19 protein-coding genes and 1 riboswitch are annotated in these 21,927 nt (G+C 50.7%); of the genes, 15 read left to right on the top strand and 4 right to left on the bottom strand.

All coding sequences use genetic code 11. From position 1 onward, the window contains the following. Window positions 1-13 precede the first annotated feature (13 nt). Genes DXD02_RS12645 through DXD02_RS12635 form a run of 3 tightly spaced genes read left to right on the top strand, consistent with a single transcriptional unit; the run spans window position 14 to window position 1,875 of the window. Window positions 14-568: a stage III sporulation protein AF gene (locus tag DXD02_RS12645; protein WP_022463195.1), complete on the top strand. Its 555-nt coding sequence runs from the start codon at window positions 14-16 to the stop codon at window positions 566-568. Window positions 569-572: 4 nt separating this feature from the next. Further along, window positions 573-1,142 carry a hypothetical protein gene (locus DXD02_RS12640; protein ID WP_055228505.1) on the top strand — a complete coding sequence of 190 codons (570 nt, stop codon included), beginning with the start codon at window positions 573-575 and terminating at the stop codon, window positions 1,140-1,142. Window positions 1,143-1,155: 13 nt separating this feature from the next. Beyond that, window positions 1,156-1,875, top strand: coding sequence for a SpoIIIAH-like family protein (locus tag DXD02_RS12635; protein WP_238033485.1), 720 nt, complete (start codon window positions 1,156-1,158; stop codon window positions 1,873-1,875). A 71-nt stretch (window positions 1,876-1,946) separates the two neighbouring features. On the opposite strand, the gene DXD02_RS12630 is transcribed toward DXD02_RS12635, so the two are convergent. Beyond that, window positions 1,947-2,615, bottom strand: coding sequence for an energy-coupled thiamine transporter ThiT (locus DXD02_RS12630; protein WP_055221407.1), 669 nt, complete (start codon window positions 2,613-2,615; stop codon window positions 1,947-1,949). A gap of 65 nt (window positions 2,616-2,680) precedes the next feature. Beyond that, window positions 2,681-2,790, bottom strand: a riboswitch (TPP riboswitch). 152 nt (window positions 2,791-2,942) lie between these two features. Between DXD02_RS12630 and DXD02_RS12625 the strand changes: the two genes are divergently transcribed. From DXD02_RS12625 to DXD02_RS12605, 5 genes are all read left to right on the top strand, one after another. Beyond that, window positions 2,943-3,560, top strand: coding sequence for a DUF4867 family protein (locus DXD02_RS12625; RefSeq protein ID WP_055221409.1), 618 nt, complete (start codon window positions 2,943-2,945; stop codon window positions 3,558-3,560). A gap of 109 nt (window positions 3,561-3,669) precedes the next feature. After that, window positions 3,670-5,136 carry an L-fucose/L-arabinose isomerase family protein gene (locus DXD02_RS12620; RefSeq protein WP_055221457.1) on the top strand — a complete coding sequence of 489 codons (1,467 nt, stop codon included), beginning with the start codon at window positions 3,670-3,672 and terminating at the stop codon, window positions 5,134-5,136. Between the two features lie 124 nt (window positions 5,137-5,260). Continuing rightward, window positions 5,261-6,733, top strand: a complete 1,473-nt coding sequence (xylB, locus tag DXD02_RS12615) for a xylulokinase (protein ID WP_118666934.1) — start codon at window positions 5,261-5,263, stop codon at window positions 6,731-6,733. Between the two features lie 18 nt (window positions 6,734-6,751). Next, on the top strand, window positions 6,752-7,639 hold the full coding sequence (locus DXD02_RS12610; RefSeq protein WP_118660436.1) for an AraC family transcriptional regulator: 888 nt from the start codon (window positions 6,752-6,754) through the stop codon (window positions 7,637-7,639). Window positions 7,640-7,735: 96 nt separating this feature from the next. Continuing rightward, window positions 7,736-8,035 (top strand): YerC/YecD family TrpR-related protein, encoded by a 300-nt coding sequence (locus DXD02_RS12605; protein ID WP_022463203.1) that lies wholly within the window; start codon window positions 7,736-7,738, stop codon window positions 8,033-8,035. 60 nt (window positions 8,036-8,095) lie between these two features. Here the strand turns inward: DXD02_RS12605 and DXD02_RS12600 are convergent, their stop codons facing one another. Beyond that, window positions 8,096-8,716 (bottom strand): DUF1836 domain-containing protein, encoded by a 621-nt coding sequence (locus DXD02_RS12600; RefSeq protein ID WP_055228509.1) that lies wholly within the window; start codon window positions 8,714-8,716, stop codon window positions 8,096-8,098. 179 nt (window positions 8,717-8,895) lie between these two features. On the opposite strand from DXD02_RS12600, the gene pcrA reads away from it, so the two are divergent. Next, window positions 8,896-11,124, top strand: coding sequence for a DNA helicase PcrA (pcrA, locus tag DXD02_RS12595; protein ID WP_117805008.1), 2,229 nt, complete (start codon window positions 8,896-8,898; stop codon window positions 11,122-11,124). Window positions 11,125-11,191: 67 nt separating this feature from the next. On the opposite strand, the gene DXD02_RS12590 is transcribed toward pcrA, so the two are convergent. Then, window positions 11,192-12,076 carry an N-acetylmuramoyl-L-alanine amidase gene (locus DXD02_RS12590; protein WP_117805007.1) on the bottom strand — a complete coding sequence of 295 codons (885 nt, stop codon included), beginning with the start codon at window positions 12,074-12,076 and terminating at the stop codon, window positions 11,192-11,194. A gap of 190 nt (window positions 12,077-12,266) precedes the next feature. Here DXD02_RS12590 and DXD02_RS12585 point away from each other — a divergent pair, with 190 nt between their 5' ends. Together DXD02_RS12585 and DXD02_RS12580 are read left to right on the top strand one after the other, a co-directional pair. Next, the gene (locus tag DXD02_RS12585) at window positions 12,267-12,923 is read left to right on the top strand and encodes an NAD(P)-dependent oxidoreductase (protein ID WP_147326119.1); all 657 of its coding nucleotides are present in this window, start codon (window positions 12,267-12,269) and stop codon (window positions 12,921-12,923) included. 2 nt (window positions 12,924-12,925) lie between these two features. After that, window positions 12,926-13,447: a phosphatase PAP2 family protein gene (locus DXD02_RS12580; protein WP_055221420.1), complete on the top strand. Its 522-nt coding sequence runs from the start codon at window positions 12,926-12,928 to the stop codon at window positions 13,445-13,447. On the opposite strand, the gene DXD02_RS12575 is transcribed toward DXD02_RS12580, so the two are convergent. Then, window positions 13,383-14,945: a PucR family transcriptional regulator gene (locus tag DXD02_RS12575; protein WP_118666933.1), complete on the bottom strand. Its 1,563-nt coding sequence runs from the start codon at window positions 14,943-14,945 to the stop codon at window positions 13,383-13,385. The genes DXD02_RS12580 and DXD02_RS12575 overlap by 65 nt on opposite strands. 335 nt (window positions 14,946-15,280) lie before the next feature. Here DXD02_RS12575 and DXD02_RS12570 point away from each other — a divergent pair, with 335 nt between their 5' ends. The 4 genes from DXD02_RS12570 (at window position 15,281) to DXD02_RS12555 (ending at window position 21,885) form a co-directional block, all read left to right on the top strand. After that, entirely contained in the window at window positions 15,281-16,228 is a 948-nt protein-coding gene (locus DXD02_RS12570; RefSeq protein WP_158580146.1) for a diacylglycerol/lipid kinase family protein, read from the top strand. Continuing rightward, the gene (locus DXD02_RS12565; RefSeq protein WP_118666931.1) at window positions 16,225-17,097 is read left to right on the top strand and encodes a glycerophosphodiester phosphodiesterase family protein; all 873 of its coding nucleotides are present in this window, start codon (window positions 16,225-16,227) and stop codon (window positions 17,095-17,097) included. The genes DXD02_RS12570 and DXD02_RS12565 overlap by 4 nt, the downstream gene beginning before the upstream one ends. Before the next feature lie 72 nt (window positions 17,098-17,169). Continuing rightward, window positions 17,170-17,841: a phosphatase PAP2 family protein gene (locus DXD02_RS12560; RefSeq protein ID WP_055268197.1), complete on the top strand. Its 672-nt coding sequence runs from the start codon at window positions 17,170-17,172 to the stop codon at window positions 17,839-17,841. 246 nt (window positions 17,842-18,087) lie between these two features. After that, window positions 18,088-21,885 (top strand): phosphoribosylformylglycinamidine synthase, encoded by a 3,798-nt coding sequence (locus DXD02_RS12555; protein ID WP_117802506.1) that lies wholly within the window; start codon window positions 18,088-18,090, stop codon window positions 21,883-21,885. Window positions 21,886-21,927: the final 42 nt, after the last annotated feature.

Genomic DNA, 21,927 nt, shown 5'->3' with positions numbered 1-21,927 from the left:
GGCGGGAGGCGGCATGGTAGAAGAGATTCTGCAGTGGCTTAAGAATATTTCAATTTTTCTGATTTTTATGACAACTGTGCTGAACCTGATCCCGGAGAAGGAGGACAAGAAGCCGGTTCAGTTTTTTCTTGGAATTGTGATGGTACTGATTTTTTTCCAGCCCGTGCTAAAAGCGGGAGGTTTGGAGCAGAAAATGGCGCAGACGCTCGACCGTCTGACGCTGGAAGAGGAGGCAGCAGCAATGGAAAATGTACAGATTCGTGCAGAAAGCTTTGAAAAACAGTATTACGTGGGCGCCTGGGAAAAAGAGACGGAGCGCCAGATCCGGATGTATCTGTCAGAGAGCGGCATTCCGGGGGCAGCCGTTTCGGTAACGCTGGAGCCGGGAAACACCGGTGAGGCAAAAGAGATCCGCATTGAAGCGCCGATGCGGCAGACGAGCATTTACCGCGAAGAACAGAAAAAACAGCGGGAAATGCTCGATGAAAAGCTGACAGAGATCAAAAGTGTTTTAAGTGAGGTCTACGGAACTGATCCAGCGCATATTATGGTAGAGATTTCGGAATAGGCCTATGAGGGAAAAGGCAGCGGCGTTTTTCCGGAAACAGAAAAAGGAGCAGTGGATGCTGTACTTCCTGCTGGCGGCAATCGGCGTTGTCCTGCTGCTGCCGACGGGAACAAAAAAGACCAGTGAGGAGACAGAACAGCCGCAGGAGACGGCTGCGCGTCCGGCGGGGGATGCGGGACTTTCGGTGCAGGAGGAGATGGAACAGCGCCTTTGTGACGCACTTTCCCAGATGGACGGTGTGGGCGCAGTGCACGTCGTGGTGACGCTGGAATCCACAGGAAAAAAGATTGTGGAAAAAGATGTCCCAACGCGGAGCACAACGGAGGAAAACAAGAAGGGAGAGGAGACCGGAAGCGTTACATCCTCGTCGCAGGATGAGGCAACTGTCTATGAAAAGACACAGAACGGAGCCGAGACACCGTATGTGGTTTCCGAGGAGTACCCGGCGGTGCGCGGCGTGCTCGTTATCGCAGAAGGCGGGGGAAACCCGGTGACGATACAGGAGATTCAGGAGGCCGTGATGGCATTATTTCAGGTGGGCGCAAATAAGATTAAAGTAGTCAAAATGAAGTAAAGGAGTCAAATGCGTGGAAAAATTAGAACAGGAAATGAATGCACCTGAGAAAATGGCAGAGACACCATCGCCGAAAAAGACGGCCGGGAAAAAGAAAAAATTCCGGAAAAATCAGGTCATCATCACCGCCCTTGCGATCATGATTGCCGTCGCCGGATACATCAACTATGCTGACAGTACCCTGTCCACGAAGGAGAAGGCAGACGGAACCACGGCGGATGCCAGCACCGTTTTAAAAGACATCTCCAGCCTGGACACCGACATCACCGACGAGGTGGATGCCGGCACAGCAGGGGACTCGTCGCGGACCGTCACCGAAACGCCGGGAGAGGCAGTCCTTGCCGGGGCATCTACATACATGGCCCAGGCCAGAATCGACCGCGAACAGATCCGTTCCCAGAACAAAGACACCTTAAATGAAATCATCAACAACACCAACCTCTCCGAAACCGAGCGCCAGAGCGCTGTCCAGAGCATGGTGGAAATGACGGAACTCGTAGAAAAAGAGTCAGCAACTGAACTCCTCCTCGAAGCCAAAGGCTTCACCGACGTCGTTGTAAACCTGACCGGCGAAACCGCCGACATCGTCGTTCCGATGAAAGAAGTAACCGAGGAACAGCGTGCCCAGATCGAAGACATCGTAACCCGCAAAACCGGAATCGGCGTAGAAAACATCGTCATCACCCCCATGAGCTCCGCCGCCGACACAGCCGCAGAGGAGAGTGCTCAGTAAATTTTGATATCCACGTAAAAAATCCGGAAACGCAAAATCATGCGTTCCCGGATTTTTTCACGTAATTCTATTTAATTTGCACCATGTGCTGTTCTTGCAACCGTCTGCAGTGCTTTCTTCACCGGCGGCAGCGAGATCAGAATCACCGTCAGCACACCTTCAGCCAGCAGATAGCTGTAGTTGTAAATAATCGGATACAGCGCCTTTAAAGACTGCGGGAAATTCTCCGGCATATAATCCATCCAGTACAGATACCCGCCTAACGTATGGAAAAATCCCCTCGCCAGCACAGCTACAATATACCCGATCAGCAGCCCGTTTTTCTTCTTTCCAAAGAATCCGGCCACACCCAGCGCCGCAAACGCAAACACATAATCACAGCACACCTGGAACAGCGACAGCACATACGGCCCCTGGATAAACTGCAGCAGTCCATAAGCAAAACCAACGAGAATACCCGTCTTCGCCCCATACCAGTTCGCAATCAGCACAATAAACAGCATCGAAAACAACGTAACCGATCCCCCGTACGGCAGCTCAAACACCTTCACATACGAAGTCACAAACGCCAGCGCCATCCCCATCGCACAAAACGCCAGCTTCCTTGCATCCATTCCCGTCCCCTTACTCTTCTGAGCAGAAAGAACCGAAGCAATCACCACCAGCGCCACCATCAGCACCACGCATCCAACATAACCGGCCGTCGTCAGTCCGCCGTCAGCAGTAACAAAAAAACTCATAAAAAAACCTCCTTCGCATTCCGCTTGGAGGGGCTCACATAAAAACACAGCCCCGAATCACCTCCGAAACCACGTTCCAGCTTCCCTACGCAGGAATTATCCCGTTCAGGTAGTGAGGGTCCGTGAGCTTATCCCTGCCCCACGTTCTCAGCCAAAGGCTCCCCTAGCGTCTTATTATTTTAACGTATTAAAGTATACCAACCTCCCCCTTATTTGTCAACCTACCCGTTTTTTCATCCAAATACATGTTGACAAGAAGTACATACAAGTGCTATATTACAATTAGTTCAATCATTAAACTAATTGTACGAAAGGAGCACCAACACAATGCAGATTCTGAAAGTAACAGACGAAGCATTCCGCCAGTACGGCAAAGTCATCAAAGACCTCGACGTCAGCGACATCATCACCGCCATGTCCGAGACCCCATGTCCCGACGACGTAGTCTACGAGCCTTCCATTGAAAGCCTCGAAGCCTGCAAAAGCGCCCAGTCCGTATCCGACAGCCTCTACGGCGGCATGCCGATCCAGATCGGCTACTGCAACGGCCACAACCATTTACTGAACGCCGTAGAATACCACCGCGACAGCGAAATCAACATCGCCGTAACCGACCTGATCCTGATCCTCGGAAAAGAACAGGACATCACCGAAGACCACACCTACGACTCATCCAAAATGGAGGCCTTCTTAATCCCGGCCGGAACCACCATTGAAGTCTACGCAACCACCCTCCACTACGCACCATGCAACGTGGCAGCCAGCGGCTTCAAATGCGTCGTAGTCCTTCCAAAAGGAACCAATACCGACATCACCCTGGAAGAAAAACACACCCCGGAAGACGACCTGCTCTTCGCCAGAAACAAATGGCTCTTAAGCCACCCGGATGCAAACATCGCTGGAAGCGTAGCAGGCATCAAAGGAGAAAACCTCTCGGTAAAATAAAACCAGAGACAAAACCAGAAATCAGAAACACTGCCCCAAAAGAGCAGTTCTGAACATAAAAAGAAACTAAAAACCAAGAAAACCCAAAAAAGGAGGATCTTCAAAAATGATCAACAATACACCGGAAATCAAATTAGGTATCGTTGCAGTAAGCCGTGACTGCTTCCCGAACAGCCTTTCCGAGAACAGAAGAAAAGCAGTCGTAAAAGCATACGACGGAGAAATCTACGAATGTCCAATCATCGTCGAGAATGAAATCGACATGATGAACGCACTCGAAGATCTGAAAAAAGCAGAGTGTGATGCACTTGTTGTATACCTTGGAAACTTCGGACCGGAGACCGAGGAAACCCTGCTTGTAAAATACTTCGACGGACCTTGCATGGTAGTAGCAGCAGCAGAAGAGACCGGCGACGACCTTGTAGGCGGACGCGGCGATGCATACTGCGGCGTTCTGAACGCAAGCTACAACCTGAAACTGCGCAACCTGCACGCATACATTCCGGAGTACCCGGTTGGCGATGCAGAAGACGTAGCAGCCATGATCAAAGATTTCGTACCGGTTGCAACTGCAGTTGTAGCTGTTAAGAACCTGAAAATCATCAGCTTCGGACCGCGTCCGACCAACTTCCTGGCATGTAACGCACCGATCAAACAGCTGTACAACCTTGGCGTAGAAATCGAAGAGAACTCCGAGCTTGACCTGTTTGAAGCATTCAACAAACACGCAGGCGACGAGAGAATCCCGGCAGTCGTAGAAGATATGGCAAAAGAGCTCGGCGAAGGAAACCTGAAACCGGAAATCCTGCCGAAACTGGCTCAGTACGAGATCACCCTGTTAGACTGGATCGAAGCACACAAAGGCTCCAGAAAATACGTAACCCTGACCGGAAAATGCTGGCCGGCATTCCAGACACAGTTCGGATTCGTTCCTTGCTATGTCAACAGCCGTCTGACCAAGATGGGCATCCCGGTATCCTGTGAGGTAGATATCTACGGAACACTGTCCGAGTTCATCGGAACCGTTGTATCCAAAGACACCGTAACACTCCTCGACATCAACAACACCGTTCCGAAGGATATGTATGAGAGCGAAATCAAAGGCAAATTTGATTACACCTTAAAAGATACCTTCATGGGATTCCACTGCGGAAATACCGCTTCCACCAAACTGGCATTCTGCTCTATGAAATATCAGATGATCATGGCAAGAACCCTTCCGGAAGAAGTAACACAGGGTACCCTCGAGGGAGATATCGTTCCTGGAGACATCACCTTCTATCGTCTGCAGAGCACATCTGACGCAAAACTGCGCGGATACATCGCAGAGGGCGAGGTTCTTCCTGTAGCAACACGTTCCTTCGGAAGCATCGGTATCTTCGCTATTCCGGAGATGGGCAGATTCTACCGTCACGTACTGGTAGAGAAAAACTATCCGCATCACGGCGCAGTAGCATTCGGACACTTCGGAAAACCGTTATTCGAAGTATTCAAAATGCTCGGTGTTGAAGTAGATGAGATCGGCTACAACCAGCCGAAGGGTGTTCGTTACCCGACAGAGAATCCGTGGGGCTAATCCGTTCCGGAAGAATCACTGAAAAATAAGAAAGATATGCAGTAACGCATAAGCAAAAGGGCGGAGCAGAGATCTAGGTCTGCTGCCGCCCTTTTTGAAAAAGAGTAGAAAAAGGAGATTCGACATGTATTTTATTGGTGTTGACCTTGGTACTTCCGCTGTCAAACTGCTTCTGATGGACGAGGAAGGCAAAATTGTAAATATTGTATCGAGAGAGTATCCGCTGTATTTCCCGCATCCAGGCTGGTCTGAGCAGAAACCGGAAGACTGGTGGGAGCAGAGCAAAGAGGGAATCCGCGAGCTGGTAAAAGACGTAGACAAATCCCAGGTAGCCGGCATCAGCTTCGGCGGCCAGATGCATGGCCTTGTCATCCTGGATGAGAACGATAACGTCATCCGCCCGGCGATCCTCTGGAACGACGGCCGTACCGCAAAACAGACCGATTATCTGAACACCGTAATCGGAAAAGAAAAACTCTCCGAGTACACCGCAAACATTGCATTTGCAGGCTTTACCGCACCGAAGATTCTCTGGGTGAAAGAAAATGAGCCGGATAACTTCGCAAAAATCTGCAAAATCATGCTTCCAAAAGATTACCTGGCATACCGTCTCTCCGGCGCATTCGTAAGCGACTACTCCGATGCATCGGGCATGCTTCTGATGGATGTCAAGAACAAATGCTGGTCCAAAGAGATGGCAGAAATCTGCGGTATTTCCCTGGAGATGCTGCCGGAGCTCCATGAGAGCTTTGACGCTGTCGGAACCTTAAAACCGGAAGTAGCAGCAGAACTTGGACTGCCGGAGACCTGTAAAGTTGTAGCAGGAGCCGGAGACAACGCAGCAGCCGCAGTCGGAACCGGAACCGTAGGCGACGGCATGTGCAACGTTTCCCTTGGTACAAGCGGAACCGTATTCATTTCCAGCAACAAATTCGGCGTAGACAGCCACAATGCCCTGCACGCATTCGCACACGCAGACGGCCACTATCACCTGATGGGATGCATGCTGAGTGCAGCTTCCTGCAACAAATGGTGGATGGATGAAATCATCCGCACAAAAGAATATACAAAAGAGCAGGAGAACATCACAAAACTTGGCGAGAATAATGTATTCTTCCTGCCGTATCTGATGGGCGAGCGTTCCCCGCACAACAACCCGGATGCAAGAGGAACCTTCATCGGCCTGACCATGGACACCACAAGAGAGGATATGACCCAGGCTGTTCTCGAGGGCGTTGCCTTTGCGATCCGCGATTCCTTTGAGATAGCAAAATCCCTCGGTATCCAGATCGAGAGAACGAAAATCTGCGGAGGCGGTGCAAAGAGCCCGCTGTGGAGACGCATGATCGCAAACGTGCTGAACATCAAAGTGGACCGTATTGAGTCCGAGGAAGGCCCGGCACTTGGCGGAGCCATGCTGGCAGCCGTTGCCTGCGGTGTCTTTTCATCCGTAGAAGAGGCGGCAGAAAAAATTGTTCGTGTGACAGAGACCATCGAGCCGGAACCGGAACTGGTTGAGAAATATGAGCGCCAGTATCAGAAATTTGCAAAGATTTATCCGACCGTAAAAGATCTGTTTACAGAGCTGCTGCAATAAAAAGAGGTAAGAAATAAGATGAAGAAAGTGGAACATGGGAAAACATTTGACCGGAATGCAGCAAACCCGCCGGCGTTTGAAATCTTTCACAACACCGTGACAGAAGGCTATCCGGAGCACTGGCATACCGCAATTGAAATTATCATGCCGACCAGAGGCGAATATGAGGTTGTTGTCGGAAAAGACAGCTATAATCTCAAAGAGGGCGACATCATTATGATCAATTCCGGCGTTGTACACGGAATGAGATTCGTATCCCAGGGAGAACGGATTGTCATGCTGGTGGAACCGGGCTGTGTGGAGAATCAGGAAGAAATGGAAACGATTTTCCTGCGGCTTCCGGCCATCTACTTCAAAAAAGAGGATGAGGAAGATCCCTTCTATCTGTTTCTACGCAGCCAGATTCTGGAACTGGTGCGGGAATACGATAATGAGGGCGCAGTGATGACGCACAGAATCTGCACCGGCCTCAAAGAGCTTTTTTCAGAGTTTGGCCGCAAGGGCTTTTCGGATGCCAACGCGCAGAATACGTTCGGGGCAATGAAACAGCAGGAATATATAGAGGCTGTTTTAAGCGTCTGCCGTTATATCAATGTCCATTATATGGAGAATCTTTCTCTCGAGGAAGTAGCTGCGGTCAGCGGATTTTCCAAGTTCCACTTTACCAGAATTTTCAAGCAGTACATGAACATGACATTCTATGAGTACCTCAATTCTAAACGCGTCAAACGCGCAGAGGAGCTTCTGTACGACAAAAAGATGAGTATCACGGATGTGGCGATGAATTCCGGATTCTCTTCTTTAAGTGCCTTCAACCGTACCTTCAAGACGGTAAAGGCCTGTTCGCCGAGCGATTACCGCAGACAGCGGGAGTCGATGGTACAGGCTTTGCTGATGCAGGGATAAAAGGACTTGTATTTCACACTTTACTGTGCTAAAATGGTAGTATTCCAAGTTATAAGAATGAGATGGGGACTTAATTTTCGTACAGGAGGGCTTGAAATGAACAAGAAACTTCATTCAGAAGCAGTAGACCAGCTTTTTGAGGCAATTTTGTGTCTGAAGAATAAGGAAGAATGCTATACTTTTTTTGAGGATGTATGCACCATCAATGAACTGCTTTCGCTGTCGCAGCGGTTTGAAGTGGCGAAAATGCTGCGGGAGAAGAGAACGTATCTGGAAATTTCCGAAAAGACGGGAGCATCCACGGCGACGATCAGCCGCGTGAACCGTTCCTTAAGCTATGGAAACGACGGATATGAGATGGTGTTTGAACGGATGGAAAAGAAAGAAAATGTGTAAAATCAAAAAAGACGGTGCGATTCCAACGCAGCCGTCTTTTTTGATTTTACACGTTTGTTCTTAATTTTTCTTTTTCGGATCAGAAGGCGCCGCGAGGGATGCCAGTTCATCCACCATGTGCTCGATCATCTGTTTTTTCAGATAGACATCGAAACTCAGCAGACAGATAAACGAAAAGAGCTGGAGAAATTCCCGGTCCTCCTCCGGTGAGCTGCCGAACATGGACTTGGATACATCCGCTTTTTTCAGAAGATCTTCTTTTACGGATGCAATTTCTTCTTTTTCCATCTGGAAAATTTCGTCGTAGATATCTTTGATGGAAAAGCCGCTCTCCGTGCCGAAATACCGATCGGTGATCGGGGCGAGCAGTGTCTGGATATCCGTGATCGAGAGGATGTTTTTAAAGTAGTAAATAAAAACCAGAAGCATCATGTGCTCCGGCGAATATTTCTTTTTGACCGGCGGCGGGAGCAGCTTGTTTTTTGCATAGTTGTTGATCATTGTTTTTGTCAGAACCTTATCGGACTCGAAGCGGCGCGAAGAAGCGAGCTGTGCGTCCATAAAGGTCGTGACCTGGTCCATATATAAAGCAATGTTCGGGATTTCCCCCGGGCGGATGCCTTCGAGAGAATCCAGTGAATTCAGTAAATCATGAAGAATTTTATCTGAGTCTATCGTCATTTGTTATCACCTCACGGTTCCCATTATATAGTTTTTAATACCAGATAGCAAGGACTTTGCGAAAAAAAGTTTCCATGATAAAAATGCAACGTATGTTCGTTCTTACTTGTAACCGGGGCGGATTTGTTATATACTGAGATGCATGTGAAAAGATTCGAAGCAGATGAAGGAGAAAGAACATGAATCAGACAGAAACAGGATTAAACCCGATGCAGATGGAAGCTGTGGAGCACACCGAAGGGCCGCTTCTGATCCTTGCAGGTGCCGGTTCGGGAAAGACGAGGGTACTGACGCACCGCATCGCCTCCCTGATCCGGGACAAAGGCGTCAATCCATGGAATATTATGGCGATCACCTTTACGAATAAGGCCGCCGGAGAAATGCGTGAGCGTGTCGATAAAATCGTGGGATACGGATCGGAGCGGATCTGGGTCAGCACCTTCCATTCCAGCTGCGTGCGGATTCTGCGCCGCCATGCTGAACGTCTGGGATACGCCAACAATTTTGCAATTTACGATACCGATGACCAGAAATCGCTGATCAAGGACATCATGAAACGGCTCCAGATGGATCCGAAACTGTACCGCGACCGTGCGATCATGGCGGCAATTTCGTCCGCAAAGGATGAGATGATCGAGCCGGACCAGTACCGGATTGACGCGGGAATCGACTGGAAGCTGCAGAAGTATGCGGCAGTTTATGCGGAGTATCAGGCAGAGTTAAAGAAAAACAATGCGATGGACTTCGATGATCTGCTGGTACAGACAGTAAAATTATTCCAGCAGTTCCCGGAAGTGCTCGACTATTATCAGGAGCAGTTCCGCTATATCATGGTCGATGAGTATCAGGATACCAACACGGTTCAGTTCCGCTTTGTGAGCCTTCTGGCGGCAAAATACCGCAATCTCTGCGTTGTCGGCGATGATGACCAGTCGATCTACAAATTCCGCGGGGCGAATATTGAAAATATTCTGAGTTTTGAGCATGTATTCCCGGATGCGAAGGTCATTAAACTGGAGCAGAATTACCGTTCCACGCAGAATATTCTGAATGCGGCAAATGAAGTGATTGCGAATAACCAGGGACGAAAAGCAAAACGCCTGTGGACAGAGAATCCGGAGGGTGACCTGATCGATCTGCGGCAGTTCCAGAGCGGTTTTGAGGAGGCGGAGTACGTGGCAGGAGAAATCACGCGCGGCGTCCGCACGGAGGGAAAGAAGTACCGTGATTATGCAATTCTCTACCGTACCAACGCACAGTCCCGTCTTTTTGAGGAGAAACTGCTGCTTGCAAATGTTCCATATAAAATCGTGGGCGGTGTTAACTTCTATGCGAGACGCGAGATCAAGGATCTGCTGGCGTATCTGCGTGTGATCGAGAACCCGGAGGATGACCTTGCGGTACTGCGTATCATCAACGTTCCGCGGCGCGGTATCGGAGCGGCGACGATCAACAAAGTGCAGGACTGGGAGGCAGAGCAGGGCATCCGTTTCTACGATGCGCTTCTCGAGGCCGAGTATGTGCCGGGGCTGATGCGGTCTTTAAATAAGATTAAATCCTTCACGTCCTTTTTACAGGTACTCCGCGCGAAAGCAGATTATCTGTCGGTCAAAGAGCTGCTGAATGAAATCATCGAGGAGACCGGCTATGTAGCAGATCTGCAGGCGGAGGGAACCGAAGAAGCGGCAGCCCGCATCGAGAACATCGACGAGCTGATTTCAAAGATTGCGGATTATGAGGAGAGCGCCGAACAGCCATCTCTCGGTGGTTTTCTGCAGGAGGTTGCGCTGGTGTCTGATATCGACTCGGTGGATGAGGAGAGCGATTACGTGCTGTTGATGACACTGCATTCCGCAAAAGGACTGGAGTTCCCGAACGTATTCCTTGCCGGCATGGAGGATGGCATTTTCCCGAGCTACATGACGATCACCGGGGATGATCCGTCGGAGCTGGAGGAGGAGCGCCGTCTCTGCTACGTGGGCATCACGCGTGCGATGCAGCATCTGACGTTGACGTGTGCGCGCCAGAGAATGATCCGCGGCGAAGTGCAGTACAACAAGATGTCCCGTTTTGTCAAAGAGATTCCGCGGGAGCTGATTTCCCTGGAGCGGGAGCGCGGGGAGATCGAAGACCAGAAACCGAAGATGGACATTCCGACGAGAGGCAGCGTCTATGCGGCGATGAAGCAGGCATTTCGCGAGAAGCCGCAGCAGGCGAAAACCTTCAGTGCGCAGAAGGCGACGAAACTCGATTACGAAATCGGGGATACGGTGCGCCATATCAAGTTCGGTGTCGGCATTGTCACGGATATCGTGGACGGCGGAAGAGATTATGAAGTTACCGTCAACTTTGACCAGGCTGGTACGAAGAAAATGTTTGCTTCGTTTGCAAAACTGAAAAAGTTATAAGGAGAACGAGAGCGTGCCGGAAAATAAAATTCCGGCACGCTCTTTTTTCGACTGATGCGTCAGACGCTCAGGTGGTAATCAGGGTGGAATAGCCGTCGCGGCGCAGGCGGCGTTCCATCAGAATGGCATTTCCGAGCTGGCGGTAAGCGCCGACCTGGACTTTGAAAAAGCCGTCCTCGGCGAGAAGAAAAGCGGGATAGCCCTGGTCGAGAAGGTCGTAAAGCATACGGTCGGCATTCTGGCGGATGCGGAAAAGGCCGGTCTGGACACGGTAGAAGGTTTCCGGTGTATCGGAAGGATTTTCCTGTTCCGGCGGCGTGGGATGGGGCGAAGCGGAAGCAGTGACGGTATCCGCTGTTGAAACGGACGGACGGGCGGCCTCCGTTTCCGCAGCGCGCCGGTCAGCCTCCGTGACCGTCTCGAGATCCAGCGTTCCAAGCACTGCATCCGCGATGGCGCGGGCGATTTCTTCCAGCTTTTCATCGTAGAGCGTATTGTCCTGCTCATTGTTCAGAAAGCCGGTTTCAATCAGAAGAGCCGGCATTTTCGTCCGCCGCAGAACAACGAGCCCTGGCCGTGCCTTGACACCGAGATTCCGGAATCCCAGCTCCGAGAGCGCGCCGTTAATGTTTTCTGCCATTGTCTGTTTGATGCCGGAGTTGTCATAGACAAGCGTTTCCACGCCGGTATACTGGTTCGGTTCCTCCGAAGAATTCCGGTGAAAAGAAATAAAAAAGTCGGCATCCGCCTGATTGGCCATCTGCGCCTTTTCAAACGGCGTCTGATAAACATCGGTTGTGCGGGTATAAATGACAGAGACACCCTGCCGGGAAAGAAGCTCGCCGACCGCGATGGCGAGGGAAAGATTGTCATCCTTTTCCCTGCGTCCCTCATAGACAGCGCCCGGATCACTTCCCCCGTGTCCGGCATCGATTACGATAGTATAGGGCATAAGATCAAAGCTCCTGAAAATACGGTTCTACTTACGATATGAAGAAAGGACGAAAAAGGTTATACTTTTTTTAGTTTTATTTCATTGTATCGTATACGGGCGGTGTGTTAGAATAGGAGATAACATTAGGAAAGTGTGTCAAAAAATCTGCGGAGGATACAAAAGACACACAGATGAGAGTGAGGATTTCATGAGAATTACAATATTCAGTCTGGGGGGACTGCTTGGGCAGTATGTGACCAACACGGCGCTTCTTCACGGCGCACAGGTGACCGCCTACGTGCCGGATGCAAAAGCGATCTGGCCGAGAAAAAATCTGACCGTGATTGAGGGAAGCCTTCAGAACCGGGAACGCGTGCTGGAGGCACTGCTGGAAGCGGATGCAGTCATCAGCGTGCTGACTCCGATGCGTGTGAAACATGTAAAAGAAGAGGAGACACCGCTGGCTGACGGAAACGCGATGATTCTCTCAGCCATGAAGCAGCTTGGAAAAACGCGGTTTGTGACGGTAGGCCATGTCTGCATTCATGCGTTTGGAGACTGCGAGGACAAATACCAGAGAATGAGTACGAAATTCATGCAGATTTTCTGGCCAGGTGTCTATAAAGATATGCAGAAGATGGGACAGGTTCTGGCACGGAGCGATCTGAACTGGACACTGGTGCGGACGTGTCCGGGAAGAGACGGAAAAGTGAAAAAGGTAGGGCAGAACTGCAGTATTTCGCTGGACGGCAGCCAGTTCCGGCCTGGATACTCGAGAGAGGCCCTGGCGGAATTTCTGTACGAGGCGGCCGCCGATCAGCAGATGTACAGCAGAAAAATGCCCATTTTTTACAGAGAGGGGTAAGAATGGATTTTTCAATTTTATATGCACTGCAGCATCTTCACAATGCAGTGCTCGATCGGGTGATGGTGGGAATTACTTCACTTGGAAATGCGGGATGGATCTGGATTGCGCTGACTGCCGTTTTCTTAATCCTTCCGAAATACCGGAAATGCGGTGTAAGAATGGCGATCGCGCTGATTTTAGATTTGATTTTATGTAATCTGGTGTTAAAGCCGCTGGCAGCGCGCCCGCGTCCGTGCTGGATTGACGAGCAGGTAAAGCTGCTGGTTGCCGCTCCGAAGGACTATTCCTTCCCATCGGGCCATTCGGCAGCCTCGTTTGCGGCGGCAGTCTCTATTTTTGTGATGCACAAAAAAGAAGGAGCTGCCGCACTGATTCTGGCCTGCCTGATTGCATTTTCCAGACTGTATCTGTTTGTGCATTTCCCGACCGATGTCCTGGCGGGAATTGCGGTTGGTTTTATCTGTGCTTTTCTGGCTGCGAAGATCCAGAACGGTTTTCTTCTTCATTCTCGAGGTCGATAAAACGGAACGAAAGCATCAGATACAGAATTTCATCCGGGCTGGAAAGATCAGATTCTAAAATTTCCTTGATCTTTTCCAGGCGGTAGAGCAGGGTACTGCGGTGGATAAAAAGCTCACGCGCCGTCTGGACGACATTGCAGTGGTTGTCCAGATAGCAGCGGAGCGTCCGCATATAGTCACTGCCGGAGCTGTCGTCGTGCTCCTGCAGAAAGAGAAGTCTCTCATGGCACAGCATGTAGCCTGGGAGCTTTTTTGTTGCCTGATCGAGGATGTAGTCAAACGAGATATCGTTGAACGGATGCATCCGCTTGTCCGGGTATTTTCGCGTGCCGAACTGCAGGGCGATTTTTGCCTGGATATACTGGCGGCGCAGATTCATGTGGCCGTTCATGCAGCGCGAAAAGCCGGCATTTAAGGAGCTGTCCTCCACAAAGTGCACCATGCGTTCCATCAGATCGGTCATGGAAAAATCGGACAGCGTGAGGTTAAAGAACGCAACGATACCGCCGCCGTGCGGAAACGCGGAGCAGCCGGTCAGAATATTTTCCAGATAGGCGCAGACCGAGTTTGCCGTCAGGTTTTTCTGATCCATATCGGAGAGCTGCAGATAGAGGCAGCAGTAGGTGTGGCGGGAATGCCAGCCGAGCGCATCGAGAGCCTGGCTGACCGCAATATAGTCGGCCATCCGGTCGTCGAGGGCACGGAGCAGCACGGTGTGAAGCGACTGCGCCGGCGAGGTTTTCTGCATCACATTGTGCAGGAAGGCGTGATGGATCATTTCTGCAAGAAATTCAAGAAGAAAGCCTTCGGAATCAGAAAGATCCTTTTTTGTGTCGAGGAGCAGCAGGCGGTAGGCGCTCTGACCATGCTGCGTGATGTTGACGCAGAGGGAACCAAGTCCCGTTACGTGATCCGGAAAGCGGAACCATCCATCGAGATCGCGGACGGACGCGTATTCGCTGCTTTCTGTCAAGGAGAGCAGAAGCGGGCGCGTTGCATCGAGGGAGCCAAACACCTTCTCGGGAAAAAAGGAAGGTTCTTCGGACGCTGCGGCGATGATGGAAAAATCCATGCCGACCACCATCAGGGGGTGGGCAAAAACAGGCAGGGAGAGATTTAAAAGATGCTGGATCGATTTTCCGTCGAGCCGTGCCTGCATCAGCTCCTTCTGCCAGGAATCGTACGTCCAGAAAAGCTCCTGCAGGAACGAAAAAACAGCGGATACGCTGCTCTTAACGGCGATCGAAACCGGAGCCGGAAGTTCCTCCGGCAGTTCTTCGGTACAGAGAAGAAAAAGGGAGCTGCTTTCTTCCAGGAGGGAGGAAAGAGAGCCGATCTGTTCTTCTGTGCAGAGAAAGACACGGTGCGCAGTGGCTGCGGAGCCTGTCTGATAAAGAACAGGCAGCTCCAGTGTGCCGGAGAGCGGCAGGTTTTCCGGTGCAAGAACCGAAAAAGCGCTGCTTAGTTTATAAGCGAGAAATGCGGGGGAGAGCTTCATCTTATCATCCTCCCTGCGCGTGTCATATCGTAAAAATTCATAAAAACCTCCTCAGAAATGAGTGACGTTCTGCGGACGAAACCGCGGTACTTTTTATTTTAGCAGAACAAAAAGGTCTGTCAAGAAAGAAAAGACAGGGGTGCGGGAATTTTTACGGCGGCAACAAGTTAAGATTTTGTGAAGATAGTTGTGGTTTGCGGGGAAAACTGCTACAATATGGCTGATTTGGTTACTGTTCACTCAGCAGTGAAACACTTGTTGTTTCGCTGCGTAAGAACATGATTCAGGTGATTTGAAGTGGTTTTTTACAGAAGAAAAAGGAAGGTATGACTTTGATGTATCATATTATAGTAAATAAAAAATCGCGGTCGGGGCGCGGCGAGAAGCTGTGGCCGGTGATTGAGGGCGAGCTTGAGCGGCGCAGGACGGAATTTCGTGTATATCCGACAAAGTATCACGGAAGCGCACGGGAGACGGCAGCACGGCTGACCGCGAAAGGGGTATGGAATCTCGATGATGTCCTTCTGGTGATCGGCGGAGACGGTACGGCGAATGAGGCGGTCGATGGAATCACCAGCCTGTCGGATGTAAAGTTCGGTTATATTCCAACGGGAAGCGGCAACGATTTTGCGCGCGGTGCCGGAATTCCCTCCGATCCGCTGCAGGCGCTGGAAGCTGTGCTGAAAGGGGAGGAAAAGGAGATCAACATTGGAACGGCGCTTCTTGGCAGCCAAAAGCGGAGATTTCTCGTCAGCACCGGCATCGGTTTTGATGCAGGCATCTGCCACGAGGCGCTGGCATCAAAAATCAAGAATACGCTGAACCGGCTGCATCTGGGAAAACTTACGTATGTGATGATTGCACTGCGGCAGCTCTTTTATCTCGAACCGTTCACGCTGGATGCAGCTCTGGAAAACGGAGAACACCGTTCGTTTGAAAATGTTCTTTTTGCAGTGGCAATGAATTTTTCGTACGAAGGCGGCGGCTTCTGCTTCTGCCCGGAGGCGGACGGGACGGATGATCTGCTCGACGTGATGGTGGTTTCCAATCTTGCCAAATGGAAAGTCAGCTATCTTCTGCCGATGGCGCTGTTTGGACGCCACACGGGATTTCCTGAGGTACATATGGAGCGGTGCAGCAGCCTTTCCTTTCAGACAGACCGCGCGGAACCGGTCCACCTGGACGGAGAATCGGGCGGACACCGCACGGAGGAAAGGATCGGACTGGAAACGGAGCGTCTCCGCCTTTTGGGCGACTGGGTGAAAGAAGGGATGGAAAGATGATGTTCTGGATCATATTTTTTGCAGTGCTTGCCTTCCTGGCAGCAGGTTATTTCTTTTCCATTCTGCCGGCTACATCGAGACGGCAGGAATGTCTGAAATTTGCGGAATGGAATTATGCGCACCGCGGTCTGTGGAACGCGGCGGAGGGAGTTCCGGAGAATTCTCTTCCGGCTTTTGCCCGCGCGGCGGAGCAGGGATATGCCATCGAGCTGGATATTCAGATCACAAAGGATGGCCGGATTGTGGTGTTCCACGACGACACGATGAAGCGGATGTGTGGAAACGAGGGAAAAATCAGCGATTATACGTATGAGGAACTCCAGCAGTTCCATCTGGGCGACAGCACGGAAAAGATTCCGCTGCTTCGTGAGGTACTGCAGACGGTAGACGGCCGCGTGCCGCTTTTAATCGAAATCAAGATGCCGGGACTTTCCACGGCGGTCTGTGCGGGATTTCAGAAGGAGATGGAGGGGTACACCGGTATGTTCTGCATGGAATCCTTCAACAGCCTGGCCCTCCGCTGGTGCCGCCGCCACATGCCGCAGACGTTGCGCGGCCAGCTTTCCGGCCGTTTTTCAAAGGATGATAAGGTGCATCTGATCCTGCGGATAATGGCGCGTCATCTGATGCTGAATTTTATCGGGAAACCGGATTTTATCGCCTACGACCACCGCTATGCCGACTGCCCGGGCTTCCTGATCGACCGTATGCTGTTTCGGACACCGGCATTTGCATGGACGGTAAAAGATGAGCATGTATATAACCGGACACGGAAAAAATTCGACGCGGCGATCTTTGAACATTTCCATCCCAAGGACGGTTTTCAGAAACCGATGAATTGTTTCTTAAAAAATAATAAAGCTTATTGACTTCGGTTTTCGGTGTGCTATAATTTCAGCAGGTTGAAGAGAAAAACCTCGTCAGAAAAGTGGAGGGAAACTATGAAGACAATAAAAAAATATAAGCATTTTCTTCCGGTAGTGGTTTATGGTATTTTCTATCTGAAATGTTTTCAATATCTGGAAACTCACATTACGAAAGGTTATCATCTGATTCATACTCCGTTTGATGATATGATTCCGTTCTGTGAGTTTTTTGTGATTCCTTATTTTATGTGGTTTGGATATATTGCATGGTCTGTCCTTTATTTCGGCTTCTGCAACAAGAACCGCAGAGAATATTATCAGCTGATTATCAACCTGGGAATCGGAATGACGGCGTTCCTCGTGATCTCCTATCTGTACCCGAACGGCCAGAACCTGCGCCCGACGGTATTCCCACGGGAGAACATTTTCACGGATCTGGTCAGAGGCCTTTACCTGACAGACACACCGACCAACGTATTCCCAAGTATTCACGTATATAATTCCGTAGCCGTAGCTGTTGCCGTAGAACACAGCGAGCAGCTCAAAAACCGCCCGGTATTCCGAAACGTCTGCCTGGGCCTGACGGTGCTGATTGTGTTTTCGACCATGTTTTTAAAACAGCACTCCGTATCGGATGTGTGCTGTGCGCTTGTTATGAATGCGGGAACCTGTATGCTGCTGTACCGGCCGGCAAAGGCGGGGAATGCACTGCGGACACGGGAGAAAAAAGCGAAATATAGAATGTAAAAACGGAAACGGACGGCCCGCGCACCAGAAAGTGCGCGGGCCTGACGGTTTAGGACGAGAGAGAATGGGTGATGAGTGGGATGGTAGTGCAGGAAAAATGGAATGCGTCCGTCTATTAAGAAACAAAACTTATAAAACATATAAGATATATTAATTTCATTTATAAAGATAAATATGCTATTCTGTAAGTAACGAAAGATTGTCCCGTTTTTGGGGGACTATGATTCAGACAAATGGAGGATAAAAATGAGTACAGTCAGACGCGTTTATGTGGAGAAAAAGCCGGAATTTGCGATTAAGGCGAAAGATCTGAAGCATGAAATCAAGCACTATCTGAACATCCAGACCGTAACCAACGTACGGGAGCTGATCCGGTACGATGTAGAAAATATCAGTGATGAGACATATGAGAAAGCATGTAAAGTAGTCTTTGCAGAGCCGCCGGTTGATATCTGCTATCAGGAAGATTTCCCGCGTGCAGAAGGTGCGAGAGTATTTTCCGTAGAATTCCTTCCGGGACAGTTTGATCAGAGAGCCGATTCTGCCGTACAGTGCGTGCAGTTCTTAAAAGAAGACGAGCAGCCGATCATCCGCTCCGCCGTTACGTATGTTATCGAAGGAGAGATGACTGATGAGCAGTTTGACGCAGTCAAAGCACACTGCATCAATCCAGTAGACTCCAGAGAGACAGGACTTGAAAAACCGGAAACCCTCGTGACAAAATTTGAAGAGCCGGCAGACGTCAAAATCTTCGACGGATTCATCGACATGCCGGAGGCAGAATTAAAAGCCCTGTACGATTCCCTCGGCCTTGCCATGACCTTCAAAGACTTCCTGCATATCCAGAACTACTTCCGCGGCGAAGAAAAACGCAATCCATCCATGACCGAGATCCGCGTACTCGATACCTACTGGTCCGATCACTGCCGCCATACCACCTTCTCCACCGAGCTTACCAACGTGACCTTCGGCGAAGGCGACTACTACGAGCCGATGAAAAAAAGCTACGACCGCTACTTAAGCGACCGTGAGGTACTCTACAAAGGCCGTGACGACAAATTCATCTGCCTTATGGACCTTGCCCTTCTGGCAATGAAAAAACTGAAATCCGAAGGAAAACTCGCAGATCAGGAAGAGTCTGATGAAATCAACGCATGCTCCATCGTCGTACCGGTAGATGTAGATGGAAAAGACGAAGAGTGGCTGATCAACTTCAAAAACGAGACCCACAACCACCCGACCGAGATCGAGCCGTTCGGTGGTGCAGCAACCTGCCTTGGCGGTGCAATCCGTGACCCGCTTTCTGGCAGAACCTATGTATATCAGGCAATGCGTGTGACCGGAGCCGCAGATCCGACCCGTCCGCAGAGCGAGACACTCGAAGGAAAACTTCCGCAGAAAAAACTCGTAAGAGAAGCAGCACACGGCTACAGCTCCTATGGAAACCAGATCGGTCTTGCAACCGGCTATGTCAAAGAAGTTTACCATCCGGACTACGTGGCAAAACGTATGGAGATCGGAGCTGTCCTTGGAGCAGCACCGCGCCGTGCCGTTGTCCGTGAAAATTCTGATCCGGGCGATATCATCATCCTGCTCGGCGGCCGTACTGGAAGAGACGGCTGCGGCGGTGCAACCGGTTCCTCCAAAGTACATACGACAGAATCCATCGAGACCTGCGGTGCAGAGGTACAGAAAGGAAACGCACCGACTGAGCGTAAACTGCAGAGACTGTTCCGCCGCGAGGAAGTCAGCCTTCTGATTAAAAAATGCAACGACTTCGGTGCAGGCGGAGTTTCCGTTGCCATCGGCGAGCTGGCACCGGGCCTTAAGATCAATCTGGACAAAGTACCGAAAAAATATGCCGGCCTCGACGGAACAGAGATCGCCATCTCCGAGTCCCAGGAGCGTATGGCCGTTGTCATCGACCCGAAAGACCGTGAGCAGTTCCTGAAATATGCCGCAGAAGAGAACCTGGAGGCAACCGAAGTTGCAGTCGTAACCGAGGACCCGCGTCTGGTACTCTCCTGGAGAGGAAAAGAGATCGTCAATATTTCCCGTGCATTCCTGGATACAAACGGAGCACATCAGGAGAATGATGTCTTCGTAGAGATTCCAAAAGCAGAGGACACCCCGTTAAAAAGAAGCGGTGACATTGCCGACGTGAAAGAAAAATGGCTGTCCACCCTGTCAGACCTCAACGCATGCTCCCAGAAAGGTCTTGTCGAGATGTTTGACTCCTCCATCGGAGCAGCCAGCGTGCTGATGCCGTACGGTGGAAAATATCAGCTGACTGAAACTCAGGCCATGGTTGCAAAAGTGCCGGTTCCGGATGGAAAGACCAACACCGTTACCATGATGAGCTACGGCTTTGATCCATACGTATCGAGCTGGAGCCCGTATCACGGAGCAGTCTATGCCGTAACCGAGTCCCTGTCCCGCATCGTGGCAGTCGGCGGCGATTACAGCAAAGTCCGCTTCACCTTCCAGGAATATTTCCGCAGAATGACTGAGGATCCGCACCGCTGGAGCCAGCCGTTCGCAGCACTTCTTGGTGCATACGACGCACAGATGGGCTACGGCCTGCCGTCTATCGGAGGAAAAGACAGTATGTCCGGTACCTTCAACCATATCGATGTACCGCCGACACTCGTATCCTTCGCGGTTGACGTTGCAAAATTAAAAGATGTAGTATCTCCGGAGCTGAAAAACACAGGAGACAAACTCGTGTGGATCCACCTTCCAGTCGATGCACATCTGCTTCCAGAGTACGAAGGCGTCATGGAAACCTACAGAAAACTGCATGAGGATATGCAGAACGGCCGTGTGAAAGCCGCTTATGTCGTAGACCGTCAGGGTATCGTAGCAGCCGTATCCAAGATGGCATTCGGTAATGCTCTCGGCGTAACCATCGAGCACAATGTAGACGAGAGAGATCTCTTTACTCCATATATTGCAGATCTGATCTGCGAAGTTCCGGCTGAAAAAGTCGGAGAGCTGGCAAGCACCTACACCGTCATCGGTGAAGTGACAGACAAACCGGTTCTTTCCTATAAAGACACCGAAATCACCATCCGCGAGGCCGTTTCCGCATGGAACAAACCGCTGGAAAAAGTATTCAAGACCGTATCCGGTGCAGAGCTTCCGGATGTAGATGCCCTGAATGTGGCAGCAGCAGACGAAAACGGAATTGTTGCAGACAGCTGCTATCAGGCAAAGAGCATCCACGTATGCTCCCACAAGCTGGCACAGCCGACCGTATTCATTCCGGTCTTCCCGGGAACGAACTGTGAGTATGACAGCACCAGAGCTTTCGAGCGTGCCGGTGCAAAAGTTATCACTCAGGTATTCAGCAACCTTTCCGCAGAAGACATCCGCGGTTCTGTCGATGCCTTTGAAAAAGCCATCAACCAGGCGCAGATCATCATGTTCCCTGGCGGATTCTCCGCAGGTGATGAGCCGGATGGATCAGCAAAATTCTTTGCAACCGCATTCCAGAATGCGAAGATCAAAGAAGCTGTTACCAAACTGCTGAATGAGAGAGACGGACTTGCCCTTGGTATCTGCAACGGATTCCAGGCACTGATCAAATTGGGACTCGTTCCGTACGGTGAGATTCTCGGACAGACGGAAGATTCCCCGACTCTGACCTTCAACACCATCGGACGCCATATTTCCAAGATGGTTTACACGAAGGTTGTGACCAACAAATCCCCATGGCTGGCAGGCGCCGAGCTTGGCGGTGTTTACACCAACCCGGCATCCCACGGAGAGGGACGTTTCGTAGCATCGAAAGAGTGGATCGACAAGCTGATGGCAAACGGCCAGATTGCAACCCGCTACTGCGATGTCAACGGAAACCTGACCAACGACGAGTACTGGAATGTCAACGGTTCCTACTGCGGAATCGAGGGTATCACCAGCCCGGACGGCCGTGTCTTTGGTAAGATGGCACACGCAGAGCGCCGCGACAACGGCGTAGCAGTCAACATCTACGGAGAGCAGGATCTGAAGATCTTTGAGTCCGGTGTTGCTTACTTTAAATAAAATAAAACCAAAATAGAAGATTCCCGCAGAGAGGAAGAAAGC

Source organism: Blautia sp. TF10-30, from assembly GCF_003481245.1.
GTDB classification, from domain to species: domain Bacteria; phylum Bacillota; class Clostridia; order Lachnospirales; family Lachnospiraceae; genus Fusicatenibacter; species Fusicatenibacter saccharivorans.
Note: the sequence above shows the minus strand (reverse complement) of the source record. Positions and strands in the feature narration are given on the sequence as shown.

What these genes read in the sequence shown, in the direction of transcription:
- DXD02_RS12645 (WP_022463195.1), top strand. Translation starts at nt 14, where the DNA reads ATGGTAGAAGAGATTCTGCAGTGGCTTAAGAATATTTCAATTTTTCTG.
- DXD02_RS12640 (WP_055228505.1), top strand. Translation starts at nt 573, where the DNA reads ATGAGGGAAAAGGCAGCGGCGTTTTTCCGGAAACAGAAAAAGGAGCAG.
- DXD02_RS12630 (WP_055221407.1), bottom strand. Translation starts at nt 2,615, where the DNA reads ATGAGTTTTTTTGTTACTGCTGACGGCGGACTGACGACGGCCGGTTAT.
- DXD02_RS12625 (WP_055221409.1), top strand. Translation starts at nt 2,943, where the DNA reads ATGCAGATTCTGAAAGTAACAGACGAAGCATTCCGCCAGTACGGCAAA.
- xylB (WP_118666934.1), top strand. Translation starts at nt 5,261, where the DNA reads ATGTATTTTATTGGTGTTGACCTTGGTACTTCCGCTGTCAAACTGCTT.
- DXD02_RS12610 (WP_118660436.1), top strand. Translation starts at nt 6,752, where the DNA reads ATGAAGAAAGTGGAACATGGGAAAACATTTGACCGGAATGCAGCAAAC.
- DXD02_RS12605 (WP_022463203.1), top strand. Translation starts at nt 7,736, where the DNA reads ATGAACAAGAAACTTCATTCAGAAGCAGTAGACCAGCTTTTTGAGGCA.
- DXD02_RS12600 (WP_055228509.1), bottom strand. Translation starts at nt 8,716, where the DNA reads ATGACGATAGACTCAGATAAAATTCTTCATGATTTACTGAATTCACTG.
- pcrA (WP_117805008.1), top strand. Translation starts at nt 8,896, where the DNA reads ATGAATCAGACAGAAACAGGATTAAACCCGATGCAGATGGAAGCTGTG.
- DXD02_RS12590 (WP_117805007.1), bottom strand. Translation starts at nt 12,076, where the DNA reads ATGCCCTATACTATCGTAATCGATGCCGGACACGGGGGAAGTGATCCG.
- DXD02_RS12585 (WP_147326119.1), top strand. Translation starts at nt 12,267, where the DNA reads ATGAGAATTACAATATTCAGTCTGGGGGGACTGCTTGGGCAGTATGTG.
- DXD02_RS12580 (WP_055221420.1), top strand. Translation starts at nt 12,926, where the DNA reads ATGGATTTTTCAATTTTATATGCACTGCAGCATCTTCACAATGCAGTG.
- DXD02_RS12575 (WP_118666933.1), bottom strand. Translation starts at nt 14,945, where the DNA reads ATGAAGCTCTCCCCCGCATTTCTCGCTTATAAACTAAGCAGCGCTTTT.
- DXD02_RS12570 (WP_158580146.1), top strand. Translation starts at nt 15,281, where the DNA reads ATGTATCATATTATAGTAAATAAAAAATCGCGGTCGGGGCGCGGCGAG.
- DXD02_RS12565 (WP_118666931.1), top strand. Translation starts at nt 16,225, where the DNA reads ATGATGTTCTGGATCATATTTTTTGCAGTGCTTGCCTTCCTGGCAGCA.
- DXD02_RS12560 (WP_055268197.1), top strand. Translation starts at nt 17,170, where the DNA reads ATGAAGACAATAAAAAAATATAAGCATTTTCTTCCGGTAGTGGTTTAT.
- DXD02_RS12555 (WP_117802506.1), top strand. Translation starts at nt 18,088, where the DNA reads ATGAGTACAGTCAGACGCGTTTATGTGGAGAAAAAGCCGGAATTTGCG.